19 protein-coding genes are annotated in these 21,222 nt (G+C 62.2%); 13 read left to right on the top strand and 6 right to left on the bottom strand.

Translation table 11 applies throughout. The annotated features are described in order from the left end of the window. The first annotated feature begins 66 nt into the window (after nucleotides 1-66). The 5 genes from GYH35_RS02990 to gfa all read left to right on the top strand — a co-directional run bounded on the left by GYH35_RS02990 (nucleotide 67) and on the right by gfa (nucleotide 4,926). Nucleotides 67-1,893: a methanol/ethanol family PQQ-dependent dehydrogenase gene (locus GYH35_RS02990; RefSeq protein ID WP_161813652.1), complete on the top strand. Its 1,827-nt coding sequence runs from the start codon at nucleotides 67-69 to the stop codon at nucleotides 1,891-1,893. Between the two features lie 62 nt (nucleotides 1,894-1,955). Beyond that, a complete protein-coding gene (locus GYH35_RS02985; protein WP_161813653.1) occupies nucleotides 1,956-2,324 on the top strand; it encodes a c-type cytochrome in 369 nt (122 codons plus the stop codon). After that, the gene (locus tag GYH35_RS02980) at nucleotides 2,284-3,186 is read left to right on the top strand and encodes a quinoprotein dehydrogenase-associated putative ABC transporter substrate-binding protein (protein ID WP_161827607.1); all 903 of its coding nucleotides are present in this window, start codon (nucleotides 2,284-2,286) and stop codon (nucleotides 3,184-3,186) included. The genes GYH35_RS02985 and GYH35_RS02980 overlap by 41 nt, the downstream gene beginning before the upstream one ends. 19 nt (nucleotides 3,187-3,205) lie before the next feature. After that, nucleotides 3,206-4,315 (top strand): S-(hydroxymethyl)glutathione dehydrogenase/class III alcohol dehydrogenase, encoded by a 1,110-nt coding sequence (locus tag GYH35_RS02975; protein ID WP_161813655.1) that lies wholly within the window; start codon nucleotides 3,206-3,208, stop codon nucleotides 4,313-4,315. A 32-nt stretch (nucleotides 4,316-4,347) separates the two neighbouring features. After that, on the top strand, nucleotides 4,348-4,926 hold the full coding sequence (gene gfa, locus GYH35_RS02970) for an S-(hydroxymethyl)glutathione synthase (protein WP_161813656.1): 579 nt from the start codon (nucleotides 4,348-4,350) through the stop codon (nucleotides 4,924-4,926). A gap of 2 nt (nucleotides 4,927-4,928) precedes the next feature. On the opposite strand, the gene GYH35_RS02965 is transcribed toward gfa, so the two are convergent. Then, nucleotides 4,929-5,921 carry an aldo/keto reductase gene (locus tag GYH35_RS02965; RefSeq protein ID WP_161827606.1) on the bottom strand — a complete coding sequence of 331 codons (993 nt, stop codon included), beginning with the start codon at nucleotides 5,919-5,921 and terminating at the stop codon, nucleotides 4,929-4,931. A gap of 62 nt (nucleotides 5,922-5,983) precedes the next feature. Then, nucleotides 5,984-8,800 (bottom strand): CARDB domain-containing protein, encoded by a 2,817-nt coding sequence (locus GYH35_RS02960; RefSeq protein WP_161827605.1) that lies wholly within the window; start codon nucleotides 8,798-8,800, stop codon nucleotides 5,984-5,986. A gap of 125 nt (nucleotides 8,801-8,925) precedes the next feature. Between GYH35_RS02960 and GYH35_RS02955 the strand changes: the two genes are divergently transcribed. Genes GYH35_RS02955 through GYH35_RS02935 form a run of 5 tightly spaced genes read left to right on the top strand, consistent with a single transcriptional unit; the run spans nucleotide 8,926 to nucleotide 14,089 of the window. Further along, nucleotides 8,926-9,840 carry a c-type cytochrome gene (locus GYH35_RS02955; protein ID WP_161827604.1) on the top strand — a complete coding sequence of 305 codons (915 nt, stop codon included), beginning with the start codon at nucleotides 8,926-8,928 and terminating at the stop codon, nucleotides 9,838-9,840. Between the two features lie 4 nt (nucleotides 9,841-9,844). Continuing rightward, on the top strand, nucleotides 9,845-10,210 hold the full coding sequence (locus GYH35_RS02950) for a c-type cytochrome (protein ID WP_202624044.1): 366 nt from the start codon (nucleotides 9,845-9,847) through the stop codon (nucleotides 10,208-10,210). A 2-nt stretch (nucleotides 10,211-10,212) separates the two neighbouring features. Beyond that, entirely contained in the window at nucleotides 10,213-11,214 is a 1,002-nt protein-coding gene (locus GYH35_RS02945; protein ID WP_161827603.1) for a cytochrome c oxidase subunit II, read from the top strand. Then, on the top strand, nucleotides 11,211-13,730 hold the full coding sequence (gene ctaD / locus GYH35_RS02940) for a cytochrome c oxidase subunit I (RefSeq protein WP_161827602.1): 2,520 nt from the start codon (nucleotides 11,211-11,213) through the stop codon (nucleotides 13,728-13,730). Before GYH35_RS02945 ends, ctaD begins: the two co-directional genes overlap by 4 nt. 2 nt (nucleotides 13,731-13,732) lie before the next feature. Then, on the top strand, nucleotides 13,733-14,089 hold the full coding sequence (locus GYH35_RS02935) for a hypothetical protein (RefSeq protein WP_161827601.1): 357 nt from the start codon (nucleotides 13,733-13,735) through the stop codon (nucleotides 14,087-14,089). Nucleotides 14,090-14,102: 13 nt separating this feature from the next. Here GYH35_RS02935 and GYH35_RS02930 read toward each other — a convergent pair whose 3' ends face one another. The 4 genes from GYH35_RS02930 to GYH35_RS02915 all read right to left on the bottom strand — a co-directional run bounded on the left by GYH35_RS02930 (nucleotide 14,103) and on the right by GYH35_RS02915 (nucleotide 18,457). Then, nucleotides 14,103-15,113 carry a YihY/virulence factor BrkB family protein gene (locus tag GYH35_RS02930; RefSeq protein WP_161827600.1) on the bottom strand — a complete coding sequence of 337 codons (1,011 nt, stop codon included), beginning with the start codon at nucleotides 15,111-15,113 and terminating at the stop codon, nucleotides 14,103-14,105. 72 nt (nucleotides 15,114-15,185) lie between these two features. Beyond that, entirely contained in the window at nucleotides 15,186-16,610 is a 1,425-nt protein-coding gene (locus GYH35_RS02925; protein ID WP_161827599.1) for a glycosyltransferase family 39 protein, read from the bottom strand. After that, nucleotides 16,582-17,358, bottom strand: coding sequence for a D-alanyl-D-alanine carboxypeptidase family protein (locus tag GYH35_RS02920; protein ID WP_161827598.1), 777 nt, complete (start codon nucleotides 17,356-17,358; stop codon nucleotides 16,582-16,584). Before GYH35_RS02920 ends, GYH35_RS02925 begins: the two co-directional genes overlap by 29 nt. 55 nt (nucleotides 17,359-17,413) lie before the next feature. Next, complete coding sequence (locus tag GYH35_RS02915; protein WP_161813666.1) at nucleotides 17,414-18,457, bottom strand: DUF3617 domain-containing protein; 1,044 nt, start codon at nucleotides 18,455-18,457, stop codon at nucleotides 17,414-17,416. A 199-nt stretch (nucleotides 18,458-18,656) separates the two neighbouring features. Between GYH35_RS02915 and GYH35_RS02910 the strand changes: the two genes are divergently transcribed. From GYH35_RS02910 to GYH35_RS02900, 3 genes are all read left to right on the top strand, one after another. Next, on the top strand, nucleotides 18,657-19,010 hold the full coding sequence (locus tag GYH35_RS02910; protein ID WP_161813667.1) for a DUF1428 domain-containing protein: 354 nt from the start codon (nucleotides 18,657-18,659) through the stop codon (nucleotides 19,008-19,010). Nucleotides 19,011-19,042: 32 nt separating this feature from the next. Continuing rightward, nucleotides 19,043-19,318 (top strand): DUF2277 domain-containing protein, encoded by a 276-nt coding sequence (locus GYH35_RS02905; RefSeq protein WP_161813668.1) that lies wholly within the window; start codon nucleotides 19,043-19,045, stop codon nucleotides 19,316-19,318. Nucleotides 19,319-19,556: 238 nt separating this feature from the next. Then, nucleotides 19,557-21,170, top strand: a complete 1,614-nt coding sequence (locus GYH35_RS02900) for a GH35 family beta-galactosidase (protein WP_202624043.1) — start codon at nucleotides 19,557-19,559, stop codon at nucleotides 21,168-21,170. Nucleotides 21,171-21,222 lie beyond the last annotated feature (52 nt).

Raw genomic sequence — 21,222 nt, 5'->3', positions numbered from 1 at the left:
TGATTGTGCATGCGGCGCGCCAACGGCCGCCAACAAAAAATTTCGGTCAGTCTCGGGGGATTGAACATGAAACGTCAGCATCGCTGGGTCCTGCTGGTGGCTGCCTCGTCCACCGTCACCTTGGCTTCGGCCGCGGACCTCGAAACTCATATGAGCAAGTCATCCAACTGGGCCGCCCAGGCCGGTGACTATGCGAATCATCGCTATAGTGAACTGAAGCAGATCAACGCCAGCAACGTCGGTCGCATGCAGGTGGCATGGACGATGTCCACCGGCGTGCTACGCGGCCACGAGGGTTCGCCGCTGGTGATCGGCGACACGATGTACATCCACACGCCGTTTCCGAACAACGTGTTCGCGGTGAATCTGAAGGACCAATCCTACAAGTGGAAGTATGAGCCCAAGCAGGATGCGTCGGTTGTACCGGTCATGTGCTGTGACACTGTCAACCGCGGCCTGGCCTATGGCGACGGCAAGATCCTGCTGCAACAGGCGGACACGACGCTGGTCGCGCTGGACGCCAACACCGGCAAGGTGATGTGGTCCGCGAAGAACGGCGATCCGAAGATCGGCGAGACCAACACCAACGCACCGCATGTCTTCAAGGACACGGTGATCACCGGCATCTCCGGCGGTGAGTTCGGTGTGCGCGGCCGCCTGATCGCGTACGACCTGGCCACCGGCAAGAAGAAATGGACCGCGTGGAGCACCGGCCCGGATAAGGAAGTGCTGATCGATCCGGCCAAGACCATGACCTGGACCAACGGCAAGATGGCGCCGGTCGGCGCCGACTCCTCGATCAAATCCTGGAAGGGCGATCAATGGAAGTTGGGCGGCGGCACCACCTGGGGCTGGTACGCCTACGATCCGAAGCTGAACCTCGTTTACTACGGCACGGGCAATCCGGGCACGTGGAATCCGTCGCAGCGTCCCGGCGACAACAAATGGTCCATGACCATCTTCGCCCGCGATCTGAACACGGGCATGGCGAAGTGGGCCTATCAGATGACGCCGCACGACGAATGGGACTATGACGGCATCAACGAGATGCTGCTGGTCGATCTCAACATCAAGGGCAAGCAGGTGCCGGCGGTGGTGCATTTCGACCGCAACGGCTTCGGCTACACCTTGAACCGCGATACCGGCGAGCTGCTGGTCGCAGAAAAATACGATCCGACGGTGAACTGGGCGACCAAGGTCGACATGAAGACCGGCCGGCCGGTGGTCGACAAGAAATATTCGCCCGGGACCACCGGTCCCGACGTGAATGTGAAAGATATATGCCCGGCCGCGCTCGGCACCAAGGACCAGCAGCCCGCCAGCTACGATCGCAAGAGCGGCTTGATCATGGTCCCGACCAATCACGTCTGCATGACGTATGAGCCCTTCCAGGTGGAATACACCGCCGGGCAACCGTTCGTGGGCGCGACGTTGACCATGTATCCGACGCCGGGCAGCCACGGCGGCATGGGCAACTTCATCGCGTGGGATGCGGCTCAAGGCAAGATCATGTGGTCGAAGCCGGAACGTTTCTCGGTCTGGTCGGGCGCGCTGACCACCGCCGGCGACGTGGTGTTCTACGGCACGCTGGAAGGTTATATCAAGGCGGTTTCGCCGAAGGACGGCAAGGAGCTGTGGAAGTTCAAGACCCCGTCCGGAATCATCGGCAACGTGTTCACGTATGAGTACGGCGGCAAGCAGTACGTCGGCGTGTACTCCGGCATCGGCGGCTGGGCCGGCATCGGCATGGCGGCGGGCCTGACCGAATCCACCGAAGGCCTGGGCGCGGTGGGCGGTTACAAGGATCTGGCGAAGTACACGACGCTCGGCGGCTCGTTGTTCATCTTCGGGTTGCCAGACAGCACTGGCTCGGCCACGACCGCGCTGAAGTGAGCTCACCGCAAATGGGCTCATTGAAACTGCGGGTAGCAAAGTGGTCGATCGGGTTTCTGGTCATGAGTATCGCCGCGGTGTGCACGAGTGCCAACGACGCACCCGCGGCCGATGCTCTCTACCAGGTGCAGGATGGCAACAAGGTCGATGAGAAAACATTGAAAGGCTGGAAGACGTGGCGGGCGCTCGCATGCGAGCGCTGCCACGGGGCCGAACAGGAAGGCATGGTCGGCCCGTCGCTGGTGGAGTCGATGAAGAAGCTCAGCAAAGAGGACTTCCACACCACGATCATGAACGGCCGCCCGGAGAAGGGCATGCCGCCGTTCAACACCAGCGCGATGGTGAACGAGAACTGGGAAGGCCTGTACGCCTACTTGAAAGGTCGCTCCGATGGCAAGATCCAGCCTGGCCGCCTGCAGCCGATGCAATAGATTGCGCGTGGGCGCGACCGGGCTGGCCTGTCTTCTGCTGTCATTCGCCGCAGCGGGCGTCGCTGCGGCGGATCAGTCCGAAACCATCCTCCGCGTCTGCGCCGATCCGGACAACCTGCCGTTGTCCAACCAGCGCGGCGAGGGCTATGAGAACAAGATCGCTGAGGCGCTGGCCAGCGATCTGGGCCGGCGCGTCGAATACACCTTCTTTCCACAGCGCATGGGCTTCGTCCGCAATACGTTGCGTCAACGGGACGAGGCCACGCAACAATTCAAATGCGATGTGATCATCGGCGTGCCCAAGGGTTACGAGCTCACGGCCACGACGCGGCCGTATATGCGCTCGACTTATGCGCTGCTGTTCGCGGATCCGGCCAAGTATGGAGAGGTGCGGAGCGCCGACGATCTGCTGAAGCTGCCGCCTGACAAATTATCTTCACTGCGTATCGGCGTGTTCGGACGCTCGCCGGGCGCGGACTGGTTGTTGCGTCATGGACTGCTCGAACAAGCTGTCGTGTACGCGCCGCAGAGCGGCGATGTTCACGAGAATCCCGCGCACATCATCGAGCGGGATCTGAACGAGAAAAAGATCGACGTCGCCATTCTGTGGGGGCCCATGGCGGGTTATCTGGTGCAGCGACACACGGCGTCGCCTTCGGGATCGTCCCGGTGGCACGCCGTGCCTTTTTTGCCCGACCCGCAGATCCGTTTCGATTACGAGATCGCCATGGGCGTGCGCTTTGGCGAAAAACAATGGCAGGGCGAGCTCGATAACTGGATCGGCTCGCACCAGGCCCGGATCGACGAGATCCTGTCGAGTTATCGCGTGCCGCTGCTCGATGCCAGCGGCAAGGTCAAGTAAGCCCGCCCGGGGAGCATGTATGAAAGTCAAAGCTGCAGTTGCATATGCCGCAGGCAAGCCGCTCGAAGTCACGACGGTGGATCTCGATGGGCCACGCGCCGGCGAGGTGCTGGTCGAGATCAAAGCCACCGGCATCTGTCACACCGATGAGTTCACCCGCTCCGGTGCGGATCCGGAAGGCTTGTTTCCGGTGATTTTCGGCCACGAGGGCGCCGGTGTCGTCGTGGATGTCGGCCCTGGCGTGACCACGTTGAAGAAGGGCGATCATGTCATTCCGCTGTACACGCCCGAATGCCGTCAGTGCAAATCGTGCCTGTCGCGCAAGACCAATCTCTGTACGCAGATTCGCGCCACGCAAGGCAAGGGCGTGATGCCCGACGGCACCAGTCGCTTCTCGATCGGCAAGGAGATGATCCATCACTACATGGGATGTTCCACGTTCTCGAACTTCACGGTGCTGCCGGAGATTGCGCTCGCCAAGATTCGCGAGGACGCGCCGTTCGACAAGGTTTGTTATATCGGCTGCGGCGTCACGACCGGCATCGGCGCCGTGATCAATACCGCCAAGGTCGAGCCGGGCGCGAACGTCGTCGTGTTCGGCTTGGGCGGCATCGGCTTGAATGTGATTCAAGGCGCGCGGCTCGCGGGTGCGAACAAGATCGTCGGCGTCGACATCAATCCGGGACGCGTGAAACTCGCCGAAGCGTTCGGCATGACGCATTTCGTGAATCCCAAAGAGGTCGGCGGCGACCTGGTGGCACACCTGGTGAATGTCACCGATGGCGGCGCCGATTACAGCTTCGAGTGCGTGGGCAACGTCGATCTGATGCGTCAGGCGCTGGAGTGCTGCCATCGCGGTTGGGGCGTGTCCGTGATCATCGGCGTCGCGGGCGCAGGTCAGGAGATCAAGACGCGTCCCTTCCAGCTGGTCACCGGGCGCGTGTGGAAGGGCACGGCGTTCGGCGGCGCGCGGGGCCGCACCGACGTGCCGAAGATCGTCGACTGGTACATGGACGGCAAGATCAAGATCGACGAGCTGATCACGCACCAGATGCCCATCGAGCGCATCAACGACGCGTTCGATCTGATGCACAAGGGCGAGTCGATTCGTAGCGTCGCGATCTTCTGAAGATCGATCAACAACGATTGAGGGTAACAACCATGAGCGCTTTGAAAATTCATCCGTCGGTGGATGGCGGCGTCAAGGCCGGCAAGTCGGGTTTCTCCGGCGGCACCTTGACCTGCAAGTGCAAGGACAACCAGGTGACGGTGCAGCTGGCGGGCGACGTCGCTTTCAATCACGTCTGCGGCTGCACCAAGTGCTGGAAGCCGGAAGGCTCGCTGTTCTCGATGGTCGCGGTCATTCCGCGCGACAAGCTGCAAGTCACGGCCAACGCGCAGAAGCTGAAGATCGTCGATGAGTCGGCGGCGATCCAGCGTTATGCGTGCACCGGCTGCGGCGTGCACATGTACGGCCGCATCGAAAACAAGAACCATCCGTTCTATGGCTTCGACTTCGTGCACACCGAGCTGTCGAGCGATCAGGGCTGGGCGGCGCCGGAGTTCGCGGCGTTCGTGTCGTCCATCATCGAGTCAGGCGCGAATCCGCAGAACATGGGAGCGGTCCGCTCGCGCCTGAGCGAGTTGGGCTTGACGCCCTACGACTGTCTGTCGCCGCCGTTGATGGATCTGATCGCGACTCACACCGCGAAAGCCAAAGGCGTCGTGGCGGCGGCTTGAGATCACCACCGATGGTGAACGTGGCGGGCGATCTGCTGCTCGTATATCGAGCGGATCGCTTGCATTGTTCCTGGGGACAATGACGCAAGCTCGCTTGCGGCCGCGTTCGCCAGCGCCTGGGCCGGCGATTTCGCACCTGGAATCGCCACCGACACAGCGTCTTCCATGAGAATCCAGCGCAGGGCGAAGGCGGCCATCGATACGCCCTGCGGCACCAGCGGACGAATCGTTTCCACGGCTTCCAGAGCAACGTCGTAGGGCACACCCGCGAACGTCTCACCCACGTCGAATGCTTCGCCGTGACGGTTGAAATTCCGATGATCGTCGGCCGCGAACTGCGAACTGCGCGTCAACTTGCCAGTCAATAACCCGCTGGCCAACGGCACGCGCGCAATGATCGCCACCTTGCGAGCCTTGGCCTCGCGAAACAACAGCTCGGCCGGTCGTTGGCGGAAAATGTTGTAAATGATCTGCACGGATTCGACGCCGGGATACTCGATGGCCTTGAGTGCTTCCTCGACTTTCTCCACCGACACGCCGTAGTGCTGGAGCTTGCCGGCGGCGACCAGCGCATCGAGCGCTTCGAACACTTCAGGGCGGTAATACACCTCGGTCGGCGGACAATGCAGTTGCACGAGATCGAGTGTCTCGACGCCGAGGTTCTGCAGGCTGCGATCGATGAATGCTTCGAGGTTCTTGCGGTTGTAGCCGTCGGCGACATGCGGCGACAAACGCCGACCGGCCTTGGTCGCGACGATGGGGCGCGGGCCCTGCCAATCTTTCAACACATCGCGAATGATGCGTTCGGAGCGACCGTCGCCGTACACATCGGCGGTGTCGATGAAATTTGTTCCCGCTTCCAGCGCCGCGCGCAGCGCGTCGCGCGCCTGAGCTTCATCGACATCGCCCCAGGAGCCGCCGATTGCCCACGCGCCAAAACCAATGTCGGCGAGATTCCAGCCGGTGCGGCCGAACGGGCGGAGATGCAAGGTCATGAGCTAACTCCCGGAACGGAACGACCGGGAATTCTGGCAGCTCGATGCGATCGCGGCGAGAGTTATATCGACGGCTTCGACCGGCGGTTGGCCAACAGCAGCAACAGCCCGCCAAGCAGCGTCAGGATATCCATCGCGCCGCCGCCACCCCCGCCACCGCGACCGCCGCCACCGCCGCCGCCACTGGGAGCAGGAACCGTTGCGGTCACGGAGCTGGTCGCCTTGTTGTCGGCCGGATTGATATCGGCCATGGTCGGGCCGAAGGCCACGTTGGCCGTGGCTTCAACCGAGCCTGCATTGGTTGCCACCGCCCTGAAGGAGAATGCTCGCATCGCGCCCGGCGCAAGCGTGCCCAGGGTGCAAGAGGCGCCGCCGGTGGCCGAGCTGCAACCGTCAGGCACGGAACCGAGCGTGAAGCTCGAGCCCAGTTGAAATCCGACGGTGCCGTCGCCCGCCGACGTGGTGCCGCGATTTGTTACGGTCACGGTGTAAGTGACGTCGCTTCCCTGCGTGACGCTGGTGGCAGAAGGCGTGAGGGCGATGCCGAGATCGCCGGGATCGCCCGTGACGGCTGATGCCTGCGCGGAGTTGTCGCCTGGGACCGAGTCGTTCTCATGCGCGGCGACGGTCGCTGTCACGGGAATAAAAAGAGCGGAGGCGGGCGTTGTGTATCTCACGACGGCGTTCACTGCTTCACCGACGCGCAGCACCGGAATCGTGCAGCTCGTTGTCGCGCAAGTGCCGCGGTCCGTAGTGATGCTCACGTTCGTCAGTTCCGCAGGCAACACGGCTGAGAGCTTCACTGCCGTTGCGTGATACGGGCCTTTGTTCACGGCTCGCATGTTGAACGTGGATTCGTAGCCTCTGGGACGAGTGCCGCTGTGATCGTCGATCTCCACATGCAAATCCGGCGACACTTCGAACGCCGCCGCGCCACGCACGCCGGTGCCGGCGTGAATCAACGATGGATGACCGGGGTCGAGCACGAGCTGACCGACGTACCAGGGACCGCCGTCATCCGATGCAGCGCGCAGCACTTCCCAAGTCGCACCGGCGTCCACCGAGCGCAGGATCGACGACGAGCGCTGGATGCCGAACGCATAACCCGGATCGAGGCTCGCGGCGTAAATCGTCGTCGGCACGACCGGATCGACGACCACCGCGCTCGCCGCGTCGTTGGCGATGATGGCGAATTGATTGTTCGCGATGAACGAGTCGCCGCCGTCGTCGCTGACCTGCAGGCCGCTCTCGGTCGCGACGTAGACGCGCGAGCTGTTCGACGGATCGATGGCGATCTTGTGCACGTCCTGGCCCACGAACCATTGGCCCCAGGTCAGGCCGCGATCGAGCGAGCGATACAAGCCTCCCGGCGTGCCGGGAAAGAAACCTTGGTAGACCGCTAGAAACATTCGCTCCGGATCGGCGGGATCGACCTGCATGTCCCTGCCGAACAGCGTTGGAGGCAGAGTGCTGCTGTGGGGCAGCCAGGTGGCACCGCCGTCGATGCTCCGATAAATGCCTGCTGCCGGCGTCGACGTCACCTCGTAGACGTTCACATACATCGTGTTCGCATCCTGCGGATCGAACGCGAACGCCTGGGGCGAGAAGCCATTGAGGTCCAGGTTGGGCGCGATCCATGACTCACCGCCGTCGAGCGAGCGGAATACGCCTCGACCGAACGCGCCAAAGAAAATCGAGTCCGGCGAGCCCGGCCTGACAGCGAGGCTGGCCTGGCCGAATTCGGCGCCGGGGTACAGCGCTTGCGCGGCGGCCAGATTCAGGCGCTGCCAATCGGCGTCGCCGCTGGTGGCGAACAATCCGCTGCCGCCACCGGTGGTGTACGTGTAGATCCTGGAGTTGGCGGCGAGCGTCGTGGCGAACTGCGTCGGGTTGGAGGCGATCGGCGAGAGTGCCGCTTCGGTCCAGCTCTGCGCGTCGTTGTTCGAATAGAGCGCGCCTTGCTGTCCCAACGCAACGATGCGTGTCGGCACGGCGGCATCGAAGCTCACGCCTTCGTACCTGATCGTCGGCAGCCCACCGAATGTCGACCAGGTCGCGCCGTAGTCCGTTGTCACCTGCAGCGGAGCAATGCCCCTGGTGGCGGCGATTGCACGGCCGGGCGTGGATGGATCAACGGAGACGGAAGCGAACGAGCCGCCGCTCTTCTGGTTCCAGCTGACGCCGCGATCGTTCGAGATCCACAAGCCGTCGTTGCATGCCACGATGAATTGTGTGGCCGTCAGCTGTGCAATGTCATAGCACCATGTATGGCTGGCGGTGTCGGGATTGACTCGCGTGTCCGACCAGGTGATGCCGCCGTCCGTGCTGCGGATCGCTATGGGGCCGCTGAAAGAGTAGACGACATCGCTATTTTGCGGATCCACGAGGATCCGCGTCAGCGTCTGCGGCGCGGTGCTGGGCGCCGACCAGGTCTGGCCGCGATCGTTGCTGCGATAGACTCGATTGCTCATCGCGTAATAGACCGTCGCGCCATTGGTGCCGACGCCCCACAGGCCGGCGCCGGCCGGCGCGACCTGAACGAAACTTTGTCCGCGATCGTCGGAACGAAACAGACCGTGATCCAATGCTGTGACGTACAGGCGGTTGCCGTCGGTGGGATCGACCGCGACGCTGTTCACCTGGCTCGCGAAGTTCTTCAGGGTGGTCCAGGTGACGCCGCCATCGGTCGAGCGATGCACGCTGCGGCTGTAAATCGCGTAGAACACGCCCGAGTCGGTCGAGCTCGCCCGCACGCCCTGAAAAATCCCGCCGGGCGGGCCTTTGATGGTCCAACTGTTGACCCCGGCACCGCTCGCGTCGGCCAGCAGCGCCAGCGCGGCGCCCAGCGACACCACGCCGAATCGACGATAGGAGCTCACCCGCTTTCCTTCTTATGCATCGTTATCGAAGCGGGGCAAGCATAGCAGGTTGTACACACTCCCCGCGTGTCGGGGAACTCCGACGGCCGACGGCAGATTAGGGGTTGGGCAGCTCCAGCACATCCATGTGCTCGCTGCATCAGGGCGTCCCTGCCCAAGCCGAGCTCCATCCGTGGGAAGTTGCCGTGCCGAAGGGCCAGATCGCGCATCGTCACAAGGCTTTGTTTATAGGCATTGGCGCCGTTGCACTGCTTCTGGTCGGCGCGGGCGCCGGCGTAGTGCTGTTGTTATCCGGGGCCTACAGCACCGCCGCCACCAAGCAGCATTTCGGTATTACATATCGCATCCTGGAGCTGGGCTTGCGCTATTCCGTGGCCAGCAATGCCGAAGACATCGTCGTCCCCGATCTCGGGCGCGTGGCCAATGTGAATATAGGTTATGCGTGCTACCGCAGGTATTGCGTGCAATGTCACGGCGCCCCCGGCGTCGCTCGCGACCCGCTCGGCCGCGGACAACTTCCTTCACCGAGCAGTTTGTCGGAATCCGCTCGGGACTGGCCCGCCGCGCATCTTTTTTATGTCACGCAGCAGGGCGTGCGCATGTCGGGCATGCCGGCTTGGGAATACCGGATATCGAGCGAAGGATTGTGGTCGACGGTGGCGTACTTGAAGGCCATGCCGTTCATGACGGTGGCCCAGCATCGTGAGTTGGATGAATCGAGTGCCGATGAAACATGTCCCGCGCCGACCGCTGCTGCTGCTTACACACGAGAGCGAACGCAGATCATGTTTCGGCAGTACGCGTGCGACAACTGTCACATCATCGGTGGCATGGTCGGGCCGAAGACGCACGTCGGGCCGTCGTTGAAAGGCTGGCGCGAGCGCAAGTACATCGCGGGCGTTCTGCCCAACACACGCGAGAACTTGGTGCGTTGGATCGTTGCGCCACAGGACTTCAGTCCGCACACTATGATGCCGGATCTCGATGTGATCGAGCCGCACGCTCGCCAGATGGCGCGTTATCTGATGACGGAAGAGTAGTGAGATGATGCGCCAACTCTCGCTGTTCATTTTGCTGCCGCTGCTGTTTGCTTGTGCTCCCGAGCGTGACTATGTGCCGAGAGTGGTCGATGGCGACGCGGATCGGGGTCGTGAAGCGTTGGCGCGCTATGAGTGCGGTGTGTGCCATGTGATTCCGGGTGTCGCGGACGCCGTTGGGAAGGTCGGGCCGGCGCTGGATCATTACTCACGTCGCTCCTATGTCGCGGGAAAATTCCCAAACGAGCCGGACATGCTGGTGCGCTGGATCGTCGATGCCCCGGCGATGGCGCCGCAGACCGCGATGCCCGCCATCTCGATGTCGGAGCAGGACGCTCGTGACATGGCCGCCTATTTATATGAGTCCGACTGATCATGCGGCCGCCTCATCCTGCGTCGGCTTTGGATCCCGCGTCGGGCAGCGGCGCCGAGTTGATCGATCAGCTCGGCACGGCGTTGTATGTCGGCAGCGGTCTGATTTTCCTGGTCGTGATGGCGCTCGTCATCTATGCAGTCCTTACAAAAGGAAGGCCGGTCAACGCGCGCTACTGGATTCTCGGCGGCGGTCTCGCGTTTCCTGCGTTCACGCTGACTGTGCTGTTGATGTATTCGCTGGCCGTCGGCAATGGCTTGAACGCGATCGGATCGAGCAGCGCTCTGCAACTGTTTCTGGATTGTTTTGGCCTCGGCGATGCGCGTGCGCGGACAACGGTCGACGATGTTCTCAGGATTCACGTGGTCGGCAAGCAATGGTGGTGGGAAGTTCGTTACGAGCGGGCGGGGCAGAGCGAGCCGGTCGTGCTAGCGAACGAGATCCGCATGCCGACCCACCAGGCGGTGGAACTGGTGCTCTCGACGACCGATGTGATTCACAGCTTTTGGGCGCCGTCGCTGGCGGGCAAGGTGGACATGATTCCTGGACGAACGACTCACTTGCGTCTGCAGACGAGCGAGGAAGGAACATTTCGTGCGCTATGCGCCGAGTATTGCGGCGGGCAGCATGCGTTGATGGCGCTGTTCGTCGTTACGCAGAACGGGGATGACTTCGATGCTTGGCTGGCGCGTCAACAAACGTCCGTTGTAGAGCCTGTCGATCCCTTTTTGAAAATCGGCTACGACGCCTTCTTTCGTGGCGAGTGTCATAGCTGTCACACGATCAGAGGGACGCCCGCGGATGGCACGTCGGGCCCGGATCTGACGCACGTCGGTGGCCGAAAGTCGCTTGCCGCCGGCACGCTCAATAATCACATCGGCACTATGGCGGGCTGGATTGCCGGCGCCCAGGATGTGAAGCCGGGGAACAAGATGCCGTCGTCGCTTGCGTACTCGGGTGTTGAACTGCGCGCGCTGTCGGCGTGGTTGGGGAGTCTGCAGTGAGCTCGGGCGCATCGCCTGAGCTGCCGAACTCGCTGCCGCGTCCCGCTGGTGAGTTCGACCGATTGCGCGCTGTCTGGGAACGGCCGAAAGGCTGGCGCGTACTGACGCAAGTCAACAACACAGCGATCGGTCTCTGGTACATCGGCGCGGCGCTGTTGTTTCTGGTGCTCGGTGGCATTCTGGCGCTGATCATGCGCACTCAGCTGGCGGTGCCGGGAAACAACCTGGTCGATGCCGATCTGTACAACCAGCTGTTCACGATGCACGGCTCGGTGATGATGTTTCTGTTCGCCGTGCCGGTGGTCGAGGCGATCGGCATTCTGTTGTTGCCGGCGATGCAGGGAGCGCGAGACCTGCCGTTCCCTCGGCTGTCGGCCTATGCGTTCTGGGCGTATTTCGTCGGCGGGCTGGTGTTCTTCACCACCATCTTCTTCGACCTTGCCCCCGACGGCGGCTGGTTCATGTATCCGCCGCTCACCAGCTACGAGTTCTCGCCCGGGCTGCGCACGGACTTCTGGCTGCTCGGCATCGGGTTCATCGAGATCTCGGCCATCGCCGGCGCGATCGAGATCGTCGTGGGCATCTTGCGAACGCGGCCGCCGGGCATGACGCTCGACAAGATGCCCATCTATCTGTGGGCGATGCTCATCGTCGGCGCGATGATCATCTTCGGCTTTCCGCCAGTGATTCTCGCGACGGCGCTGCTCGAGCTCGAGCGCGCGTTCCACTGGCCGTTCTTCCTGGCCGAGCGGGGCGGCGATCCGTTGCTCTGGCAGCATCTGTTCTGGCTGTTCGGACATCCGGATGTCTACATCATTTTCCTGCCGGCGGCGGGCCTGGTGTCGATGATGGTCGCGACCATGGCGCAGGCGCCGTTGATCGGATATCGCTGGATCGTGGTCGCGATGCTGGCGACGGGGACCATCTCCTTTGCATTGTGGGTGCATCACATGTTTGCGACCGGCATGCCGCACCTGTCGCTCAGCTTCTTCTCCGCGGCGAGCATGGCGGTGGCGATTCCGGCCGGGCTGCAAGTGTTTTCGTGGATCGCCACGCTGTGGCGAGGCAACGTGCAGCGCGCGACGCCGACTTACTTCCTGCTCGGCTTCTTCGGTGTATTCGTGCTGGGTGGATTGACTGGCGTCATGCTCGCGGTCGTGCCTTACGACTGGCAGGCGCACGATACATATTTCGTCGTGGCTCACCTGCACTACGTGCTGATCGGCGGCATGTTGTTTCCTGTGTTCGCGGGCATCTATTACTGGGCGCCGATGATCAGTGGCCGGCACCTGTCGGAGCGCATGGGGAAGTGGGCCTGCGCCATCATGTTCATTGGCGTGAACCTGGCTTTCTTCCCCATGCATATTGCCGGGCTGCTGGGCATGCCACGCCGCGTCTGGACGTACGCGGAGGGTTATGGCCTGGAGCCTTACAACTTGCTCTCGACGATCGGAGCATTCTTGTTTGCGGCAGGTATCGGCATCGTGTTGCTGGATCTGATGTTGCACTTCCGGCCCGCTGGGAAAGTGGATACCAATCCCTGGAACGCGGGCACGCTCGAATGGCTGCCGCAGGATGAGTATGCGATTCGCAGCGTGCCTTTCATCGACAGCCGCGAGCCGCTGTGGAATCGAGCGGCGCTGCGACAGGAAGTGGACGCAGGTCAGCACTATCTGCCCGGCACGATGACGGGCGGTCGAGAGAGCATTGTCACCAGTCCCGTCGATGCGCGACCCGAGTATCTATTGCGTCTGCCGGGATCGAGCTGGTTGCCGATGCTGGCTGGCGTCGGCACGGCGGTCTTCTTTCTCGCGCTCACGGTCAAGTGGATGATCGTCGCGATTGCCGGAGCGCTGGTCGCACTGGGCAGCATTCTCATGTGGTTGTGGGACAGCGACCCCGCGCCCTCGGGAAAGCTGTTCGATGTCGGCGGCGGGCTCAGTCTGCCGGATTACATGAGTGGTAGCCGCTCGCATTCGTGGTGGTCGGTGGTCGTGTTGATGCTCGTGGATGGCAGCATCTTCGCGTGTTTGATCTTTTCGTTTCTTTATCTATGGACGGTGACGTTGTCCGGCTTTCCCCCGGAGAGTCTGGATATGCCACTGGTGGGAAGCTCCGTGGCGGCGCTCATTGCCTGGCTCGTCGTTGCCGGGGCCTTGTTCGCGGCGAATCGGGCGCTGGGGGCGAGCCGGCGTCGCGGCGTGATCGTCGCTCTGTTGATTGCGCTGGTGGCGATATGGCTCGCATTTGGAGCGAGCTTGCATGCGTTGATGGGAACGAATCTTCGCCCCCACTTGCATGGTTATGCATCGACGGCTTACACGATGGTGGCCTGGCAGGGGCTGCATGCCGTGTTGCTGACGTTGATGGTCGGCTTCTCCGTGGCGCGACTGTCGCTCGGCATGATCGACTCGGTGCGTCGGAATGTTTTCGATAACACCCGCATCATGAGCTACTACTGCGCGGCGCAGGGAGTCGTCGCGCTGGTCGTGATGCATTCGCCTCGGCTGGGGTGATCATGCGACATCCCTTCACGAGAACCACGTTTTTGATTCTGGGCGGGCTGCTCGTCTGGATGGCGGATTTCGCCTTCGTGTATGTATTCGCGGCGGTTGCGTGTGCGCGGGGCTTTGCCGATGTGAGCTGGTTCGGTGTGCCCATCGTCACGCTGATGACGCTGCTCGCGTCGCTGATCGCCGGCGCGGCCACCGTGGCGGTCGTACGTCGCGGTTATCGTTTACAGCGAGACGCAGCGATCGACGAGCATTCGCGTTTCATCGGTTTCGTGACTTTGGCGAGCGGCGGGATTGCACTGATCGCCTTGGTGTTGCTGGTTCTGCCAGCGCTGGTGGTCAGCGCGTGCCCGCGGTTGTGAACGCGGCCGACCCTCAGTGTTTAGCCGCCCGTTTCCAGTGCCAACCCCGCGGGCCGACCGTGTCCGCCGAGAACGCGCCGCGCTCGCCGAGCGGCTTTACCGGTCCGATCGTCGTGTCATTCAGTGTCTGTCGCTCGAGCTCGGAGTTGATCTCCGCGCCAAGGATCACGACGTAGGCGGACACATAGAACCACATCAACATCACGACTACGCCGCCGATCGCACCATACGCTTCGCCGAACGAATTGAAGTTACGCACATAGATCGCGAACAGCACGCCGCCCAGCAGCCACAACGTCGCGGCGATGACGGAGCCGGCGTTGACCCATTCCCAGCGCGGATGCGTTCGATGCGGAGCGAATCGATACAAGGCCGAGAGCGCGAAGACCGCAATCACCCACAGCAGCGCCCATCGAATAATGAGCAATACCCATTGCGTGGCCGTGCCCAATGGAATGAATGCGAGCACGATGGGCACCGCCACACCGATCAGCACCATCACCACGAAGCCGACGACGCCGCAAACCGTGAACGTGAACGAGAGCAACATCCGTTGCAGGAATGAGCGGCGATCGTGCTCGTTGTATGCGACGTTCACCGCGGTGATCAACGCCACCATGCCCTTGCGCGCGCTCCACATCGCGACCAGGATGCCGATCACGACGCCGATGCTGAGTGTTTCATTCCTCTGGTTGACCAGGTTTTGCAGCTGGCTCTGCAGAATCTGCAGGGTCGCGGCCGGCAGCATCTCGCTGAATGCCTGAATCTGCGCGGCGATCGCTTCGGGCGAAGCCACCAGGCCGTAGATGGCGACGGCGGCGGCGAGACTCGGGAACACGGCCAGCAGTGCGAACAAGGCAAGCCCGCCGGCAACGATGGACACGTTGTCGGCATCGAGCTGAGTCTGGACCCGCCAGATCACATCCCACCAGCCGCGCCAGGTGATATCCACCGGCCGGTGGGCGAGGCGTCCCCGATTCGTTTCGGTGTGTGCGATCTCGTTGGGATCGACGGTCGGAGGCATTGCAACACCTTGCTCGGCGCGCTCGTGGACAGAGCAATGACGCAGCACGAGGCGGGATGTTCCGAGGCTCGATCAGTTGTAGGTCGCGTGCCGGCAGCGCTTCGGATCCACGCCGGGCAGCAGGCCCTTGCGCAGCAGGATCAGGTTGATGCGTGAGTAATAGTCGTCGCCGCTCAATGCGATGGCGCGCTTGAATGCGGTCTCCGCGTCCCCGAGCCGGCACTCGATGGCGTAGGCCATCCCAAGATTGTTCGCGGCTCGGGAATTTTCGGGATTGCGAGCGGCGGTGTCTTCCCAGAAGGCGACTTCGGTCTCGTACACGAGGTTGCGTTGATACGTAGCCCAGCTCAGCGCGACCAGAATCAAAGCACCAGCAACTGGGCGCAGCGCGGCTCGAGTGGGGTGCCAAGTGACGAGATGCACCGCCAGCCACCAGGCGGGACCGATCAGTGCCAGATACAACTGACGATCGTTGGCAACGTCGAGGCGGGGCAGCAGTGAGTTCGTCGGCGCGAGCCATAGCATGAACCACAACACTGCGAAGGCAGCCAGCGGCCTGCGTCGGATGTTGAGCAGCGCCCAAAGCAGCGTGTTGGCTAAGGCGAACGCGGAGAGCGCGGCGTTCCAGTTCAATGCATCGATCACCGGCAGCTGCGGATCGGCGTTGCCGTTCGAGATGCGCAGCAACTGGCCTGCCAGATAGAAGATTGCGTGCGATTGTGTCAGCAGATTCTCGCCGATGGTGCGCGTGTCGAGACTCACTGCGAGCAAGCGCCGGTAGGTCGGCAGGCTGAGCGCGACCGCCAGCATCAGCGCCATGAGCAGGAACAATGGCGTCAGTCGCTGCAACGTTTGCGACAACGGACGATCGGTGGAGTAGAGCAGCAGCGCGAGCGGCAGTATCAAGGCTGTCTCTTTGGTCGCGACGGCCAATCCAAAACAAACGCAGCACGCCAGCAGCCACGCGGCGCTTCGCTCGCTGGCTTCGCTGCGAACCCAGCAATAGAGGCTCAACAAACAGAAGCACGCCGCGAGCGAGCTGGAGCGGCCGGAGATGTAGGTGACGGCTTCGGTTTGCACCGGATGAAGCGCGAACAGCAGCGCTGTGAACAAAGCCGCGTGGGAGGCTTTCACTTCAGACAGCCCGGCACGAAGCGCGCGTGTCCGAAGCAGCAACCCTACGAGCGTCGCGTTCAGCGCATGAATGAGGATGTTTACAACACGAAAGCCGGTCGGACTGGGATCGAGCGAAAAATTCAATGCGTAGCTGAGCTTCAGCAACGGGCGAATTCCCGGCATCGAGTGCCACCACGCGGCAAGCGAATGGACGCGGGGCTCGTTGACGATGACGTTCCAATCGTCGAATTGGAAGCTGGCGCAGAGCGAAGGCCACCAGAGCACAATCACGGCGAAGGCTGGCAGCGCCGGTAGCAACGCCGTCGTCCAGGAAACTCCTGCTGCGGAGGTTTCAGTTTGCAAGGATGGAGCCGAACGCATCTTCGATCATTCCATGCGCCAGCCACCAGCGTTCGGTGCCGCCCAGCATGATGAGCCAGACGTCATGATTCTGCCGCCGTACGTACGCGATCAAACATTGCCCGGCCTGCGAGGTGTTGCCGGTTTTCAATCCTTCCGTGCCGGCCAGCCGTCCGAGCAGCGCGTTGGTGCTCATGAATTTGATCGTGCGTCCGGCGCGCGTGGTGAGCTGCGCTTCGGGAAGAGCTGCGAGGTGCGAGATGAGAGGCACCGTTCGAGCTGCCTGCGCGAGCTTCAGCAAATCCGTGGCGGTCGTGTATTGGCCGGCGGCATCGAAACCACAGGGATCGACGAAGTTCGATTCGCGCATGCCGAGTCGCACGGCGCGCGCGTTCATGCGTGCTCTGAATTCTGTGAGGTCGGGCGTGACACTTTCGACGAGTGCACGGCACGCATCGTTAGCGGAGCGGATCAGCATCGCGGCCAGCGCCGAGCCGGCCGTAATTTCTTCGCCGGCTTTCAGCCCAAGGCGAGAAGGGGGAACGCTCGCGGCATACTTGCTGACGGTTAGCCAGCGCTCAGCGTTCCAGTTGGAGTCTAGGGCGACGAGCGCTGTAAGTAACTTTGCGAGCGAGGCGGGCTGGAGACGAAGCGTCGGCGCTCGTTGCCACAGCAGCTGATCGTCGAGAACGACCAGGTAGCTGCGAGCCGCCGAAGGATAAGGATCCGGCGCCTCCGCGTGCAGAGGCGAGATGAGCGTCAACAGCAACGCGCCGATCGTGGAGGCAGCGGCCTGCCTCCACGATCGGCGCGCGATGTGACGATTAGTTCGAGAACAGACCACCCAGCGCCTTCTTGCCCTTGTTGAACAGACCCTTGGCCTTGTCGCCGGTGGTCTGAGGCTGCTCCTGCTGCGCGTCTTGCGGCTGATCCTGTCCAGTGCTGCCGTCGTACGTCGATGCAGCCCCGGCACTCTGCTGGCGCTGCTCTTCGTCCTGGTTGCTCGCGTACTCGGAGCAGAAACTGCGGTAACGCTCGGCAATGGCGGTGTAGCGGCGGCCGGCACATTGGGCGGCGGCGACGCCGGCGGCCTGAATCGGACACTCCGTCGCGATGAAGTTCAAATCGTTCTTCTGCTCGGCGACCTTACACAACGCCTCGCGTTCCTGTTCGAGCCCGAAGCCGCAGATGCGGGCCGACTCGGTCAGCGGCTTGGCGCCCGGATTGTTGGCGGCGTATGCGTTGCGAGTGTTCCGGCGCTCCTGCTGGGCGAGACGACGGAAGTTCTCAGGCTTGCGCACGGCTTCGCAATAGGTGCGCTTATCCGCGGGGTCCTTACACTGCATCAGGAAGAACGGGTCCTCCGCTTTGGCGGCCAAATCGTGGCAGCGCTGGATCATCTGTTGTTCGGCGAGCTTCTGCTGGCGCTCGGCATCCGCCAGGATTTTCTTGGCCACGAAGTTCGCTTCGGTGCCGTCGCACTGGCCCAGCTTCTTGCCTTCGTAGTTCATGACCATGGTCTCGCCGCCGGTGGTCATTTCCATCCGGCCCTTGTAGTGGTCGGCGCTGATGTAGGTGAGCTGCGCCGAGCCTTCGACCTTGTCCTCGCCGTCGCAACGCATTTTGAAGCTCTGCACATTGCCACTGCGTTTCATGTCGTAGATCTGGCAGTTGTCGTCGGTCCGGATCGGCGGCTGCTCGGCATCCGCGTCGGGCTGCTTGCAGATCTCCGAGGTCTGGCCGGGCATGGACATGCCGCCCATCTGCATGGTGTTGGTGACCTTCCACTTTTCGCCTTCGATGCCCTGGGCCAGCGCCAGCGACGTGCCGGCACAGGTGAGCAGCAGCAATGCGCACACGTTTTTCATGGAGTTTCCCGCACTGTTAGCCAGTATTATTTAACCGGGCCGCAGGCTCGCACGCGGCCTCCTTGTGGTCTATGCGCCGTCATGGCAGTTGACTTTTGGCCGACAAAAGCGTGCGGCAGAACGAATTTTCGCAGCCGTTGTCGGAATCGGTCGGGCAGGTGCGTCCTTGCGACGAGATTCACGCAACAGGAGAGCGCAAATGGCCTATGTAGATGGTTTCGTCGTGCCCGTGCCCAAGGACAAGTTGCAGGTCTACAAGGAAAAGGCGCGCATCTGCGGCGAGGTGTGGAAGAGTCATGGCGCACTGAGTTACGTCGAATGCGCCGCCGACGATGTTCCTTATGGCGAGCTCACCTCGTTTCCCCGCGCCGTGCAGGTCAAGCCGGATGAGGTCGTCATCTTCGCCTGGATCACTTATGAATCGCGCCAGCAGCGCGACGCGATCAATGCGAAAGTGATGGCAGATGAGCGCATGAAGGCGATGTTCAATGAGATGCCCATCGACGGAAAGCGCATGATTTTCGGCGGTTTCGAGATGCTGTTCAGTTTGTGAGCCGGGCCCGCGGCGTGCTGACGGAGTGAGTCATGTGTCGGAACATCAAGACATTGTTCAATTTCGAGCCGCCGGCGACGGACACGGAGATTCACGACGCGTCGCTGCAGTTCGTTCGCAAGCTCAGCGGGTTCACGATTCCCTCGAAGGCCAATGAAGCGGCCTTCGAGCGCGCGGTGGAGGAGGTGGCCGCCGCCGCGCGTACCTTGATCAGCTCGATGTCCACCAACGCCGAGCCCAAGAATCGAGAAGTCGAAGCCGAGCGGGCGCGAGCGCGCAACGCCGTGAGGTTCGGCGTGAAGGCGTAAAAAGTCTTAAGAATCGCGAAATTGGACGGCGCCAATGCAGCTTTGCGGAGGCGCCAGTTTGACAAGCCGCGCTCGACCGTTGAATACTAAACTCATACAAAATCTGTCTTCGGTCGAGTCGTCGAGAGAGTAGATGGTGAGTGTCCAGCGCGCGCGGCGCGTTTTTTTTCAGCCGCGGCTGTTAGCGCTATCAGGAGGCTCTCCAAAGCGGCGGAGTAGCCGTGTCATGGCGTTCGTCATGACCCTTCTCGCTGCGTTTACCTTCGTCACAGCACAAGCCGCCACTCCGCGTCTGGAACGACAGGGCAGCACGATGCGCCTGATCGTCAACGACGAGCCGCTGCTGCTGCTCGGCGGCGAGCTCGGCAATTCCAGCGCTTCCAGCGCCGCGTACATGGCGCCGTACTGGCCCAAGCTCAAACAAATGAACCTGAACACCGTGCTCGCGCCGGTGTCGTGGGAACTGGTCGAGCCGGTCGAAGGCCAGTTCGACTGGCGCTCGTTCGATCAACTGCTCAAGGACGCGCGCGCTCATGACATGAAGCTCGTGCTGCTTTGGTTCGGCGCGTGGAAGAACAGCATGTCCACGTATGTGCCGTCGTGGGTGAAGCGCGATCAGGCGCGATTCCCCCGCGTGCAATTGCCGAACGGTCAAAGCACCGAAATCCTTTCTGCATTTTCGACCGCGACCCGTGACGCCGATGCGCGTGCCTTCGCTGCTTTGCTGAGCCACATCAAAGCGGTCGACGCGAAACAGAGCACCGTCGTGATGGTGCAAGTGGAGAACGAGATCGGCATGTTGCCGGTGGCGCGTGAGTACGGCGCTGAGGCGAATCGTCTGTTTGCCGATCGCGTGCCGGCCGAATTGATGCGTCATCTCGATGCTTCGCGCGTCCATCAAACCGGGCTGCACAAGCTGTGGGCCGAGCAGGGCGGTAAGAGCGAAGGTACGTGGACCGAAGTGTTCGGTGAAGGCGATGCGTCGGCAGAAGCGTTCACGGCGTGGCATTACTCACGTTTCGTCGAAGCGCTGGTGGTTGCGGGCAAGGCCGCGTATCCGCTGCCGATGTATGTAAACGCGGCGCTCAATCGCATGAACAAGGCGCCGGGCGAATATCCGAGCGGTGGGCCGCTGCCGCATCTGCTGGATGTCTGGAAAGCAGGCGCGCCGTCGCTGGATCTGCTGGCGCCGGATATTTATTTTCCGAACTTCGTCGATCTGGCCGCGCGCTTCCGTCGCGCCGACAATGCGGTGTTCATTCCAGAGGCGAACAATTCAGACAAGCCCGAAGTCCCGGCGAACGCGTTCTATGCGTTCGGCAAGCTGGACGCGATCGGCTTCTCGCCGTTCTCCATCGAATCCATCGCGGACCGCAAACCCAACCCCTTGGCTGACGCCTATGCCGTGCTGAGGCAACTCAGCCCGGCAATTCTTTCCGCCCAGGGGCTGAACCGCATGTCCGGTTTCAGGCCGCGCATTCTCGAAGACGAAACCGTCATCGACATGCCGGTGACCGAAGACATCGGCAATTATAGTTTCACGGTGTCGTTCATCGATCCGTGGACGCCGGAGGCGGAGCAGCGCACTGCGACCCACGGCGGACTGATCATTCAGACCGGCCCCGAAGATTATTTGATCGCGGGGCAGGGAATCGTCGTCACCGCCAAGCCCATCGGCACAGGGCCGCCGCTGGCGGGCATCGACCATGCCTGGGAGGGCAGGTTCGACCAGCAAGGACGGTGGATCTCTGGACGCCTGCTGAATGGCGACCAGACCCATCAGGGGCGCCACGTGCGCCTGGCGCCCGGCCAATTCCAGATTCAGCAAGTACGGTTCTATCGCTATCGATGAGCTCGCCCGCCCGGGCGCAGCGAGTGCGCGAGCCGGATTGATAGCGGTACCA

Source organism: Steroidobacter agaridevorans (genome assembly GCF_009932555.1).
GTDB lineage: Bacteria > Pseudomonadota > Gammaproteobacteria > Steroidobacterales > Steroidobacteraceae > Steroidobacter > Steroidobacter agaridevorans.
The sequence above is the reverse complement of the archived record's forward strand: the minus strand, read 5'-3'. Positions and strand labels throughout refer to the sequence as shown.

Coding starts and splice junctions, on each gene's coding strand:
- GYH35_RS02990 (WP_161813652.1), top strand. CDS start 67: ATGAAACGTCAGCATCGCTGGGTCCTGCTGGTGGCTGCCTCGTCCACC.
- GYH35_RS02985 (WP_161813653.1), top strand. CDS start 1,956: ATGAGTATCGCCGCGGTGTGCACGAGTGCCAACGACGCACCCGCGGCC.
- GYH35_RS02980 (WP_161827607.1), top strand. CDS start 2,284: ATGGCAAGATCCAGCCTGGCCGCCTGCAGCCGATGCAATAGATTGCGC.
- GYH35_RS02975 (WP_161813655.1), top strand. CDS start 3,206: ATGAAAGTCAAAGCTGCAGTTGCATATGCCGCAGGCAAGCCGCTCGAA.
- gfa (WP_161813656.1), top strand. CDS start 4,348: ATGAGCGCTTTGAAAATTCATCCGTCGGTGGATGGCGGCGTCAAGGCC.
- GYH35_RS02965 (WP_161827606.1), bottom strand. CDS start 5,921: ATGACCTTGCATCTCCGCCCGTTCGGCCGCACCGGCTGGAATCTCGCC.
- GYH35_RS02955 (WP_161827604.1), top strand. CDS start 8,926: ATGTGCTCGCTGCATCAGGGCGTCCCTGCCCAAGCCGAGCTCCATCCG.
- GYH35_RS02950 (WP_202624044.1), top strand. CDS start 9,845: ATGATGCGCCAACTCTCGCTGTTCATTTTGCTGCCGCTGCTGTTTGCT.
- GYH35_RS02945 (WP_161827603.1), top strand. CDS start 10,213: ATGCGGCCGCCTCATCCTGCGTCGGCTTTGGATCCCGCGTCGGGCAGC.
- GYH35_RS02935 (WP_161827601.1), top strand. CDS start 13,733: ATGCGACATCCCTTCACGAGAACCACGTTTTTGATTCTGGGCGGGCTG.
- GYH35_RS02930 (WP_161827600.1), bottom strand. CDS start 15,113: ATGCCTCCGACCGTCGATCCCAACGAGATCGCACACACCGAAACGAAT.
- GYH35_RS02925 (WP_161827599.1), bottom strand. CDS start 16,610: ATGCGTTCGGCTCCATCCTTGCAAACTGAAACCTCCGCAGCAGGAGTT.
- GYH35_RS02915 (WP_161813666.1), bottom strand. CDS start 18,457: ATGAAAAACGTGTGCGCATTGCTGCTGCTCACCTGTGCCGGCACGTCG.
- GYH35_RS02910 (WP_161813667.1), top strand. CDS start 18,657: ATGGCCTATGTAGATGGTTTCGTCGTGCCCGTGCCCAAGGACAAGTTG.
- GYH35_RS02905 (WP_161813668.1), top strand. CDS start 19,043: ATGTGTCGGAACATCAAGACATTGTTCAATTTCGAGCCGCCGGCGACG.
- GYH35_RS02900 (WP_202624043.1), top strand. CDS start 19,557: ATGACCCTTCTCGCTGCGTTTACCTTCGTCACAGCACAAGCCGCCACT.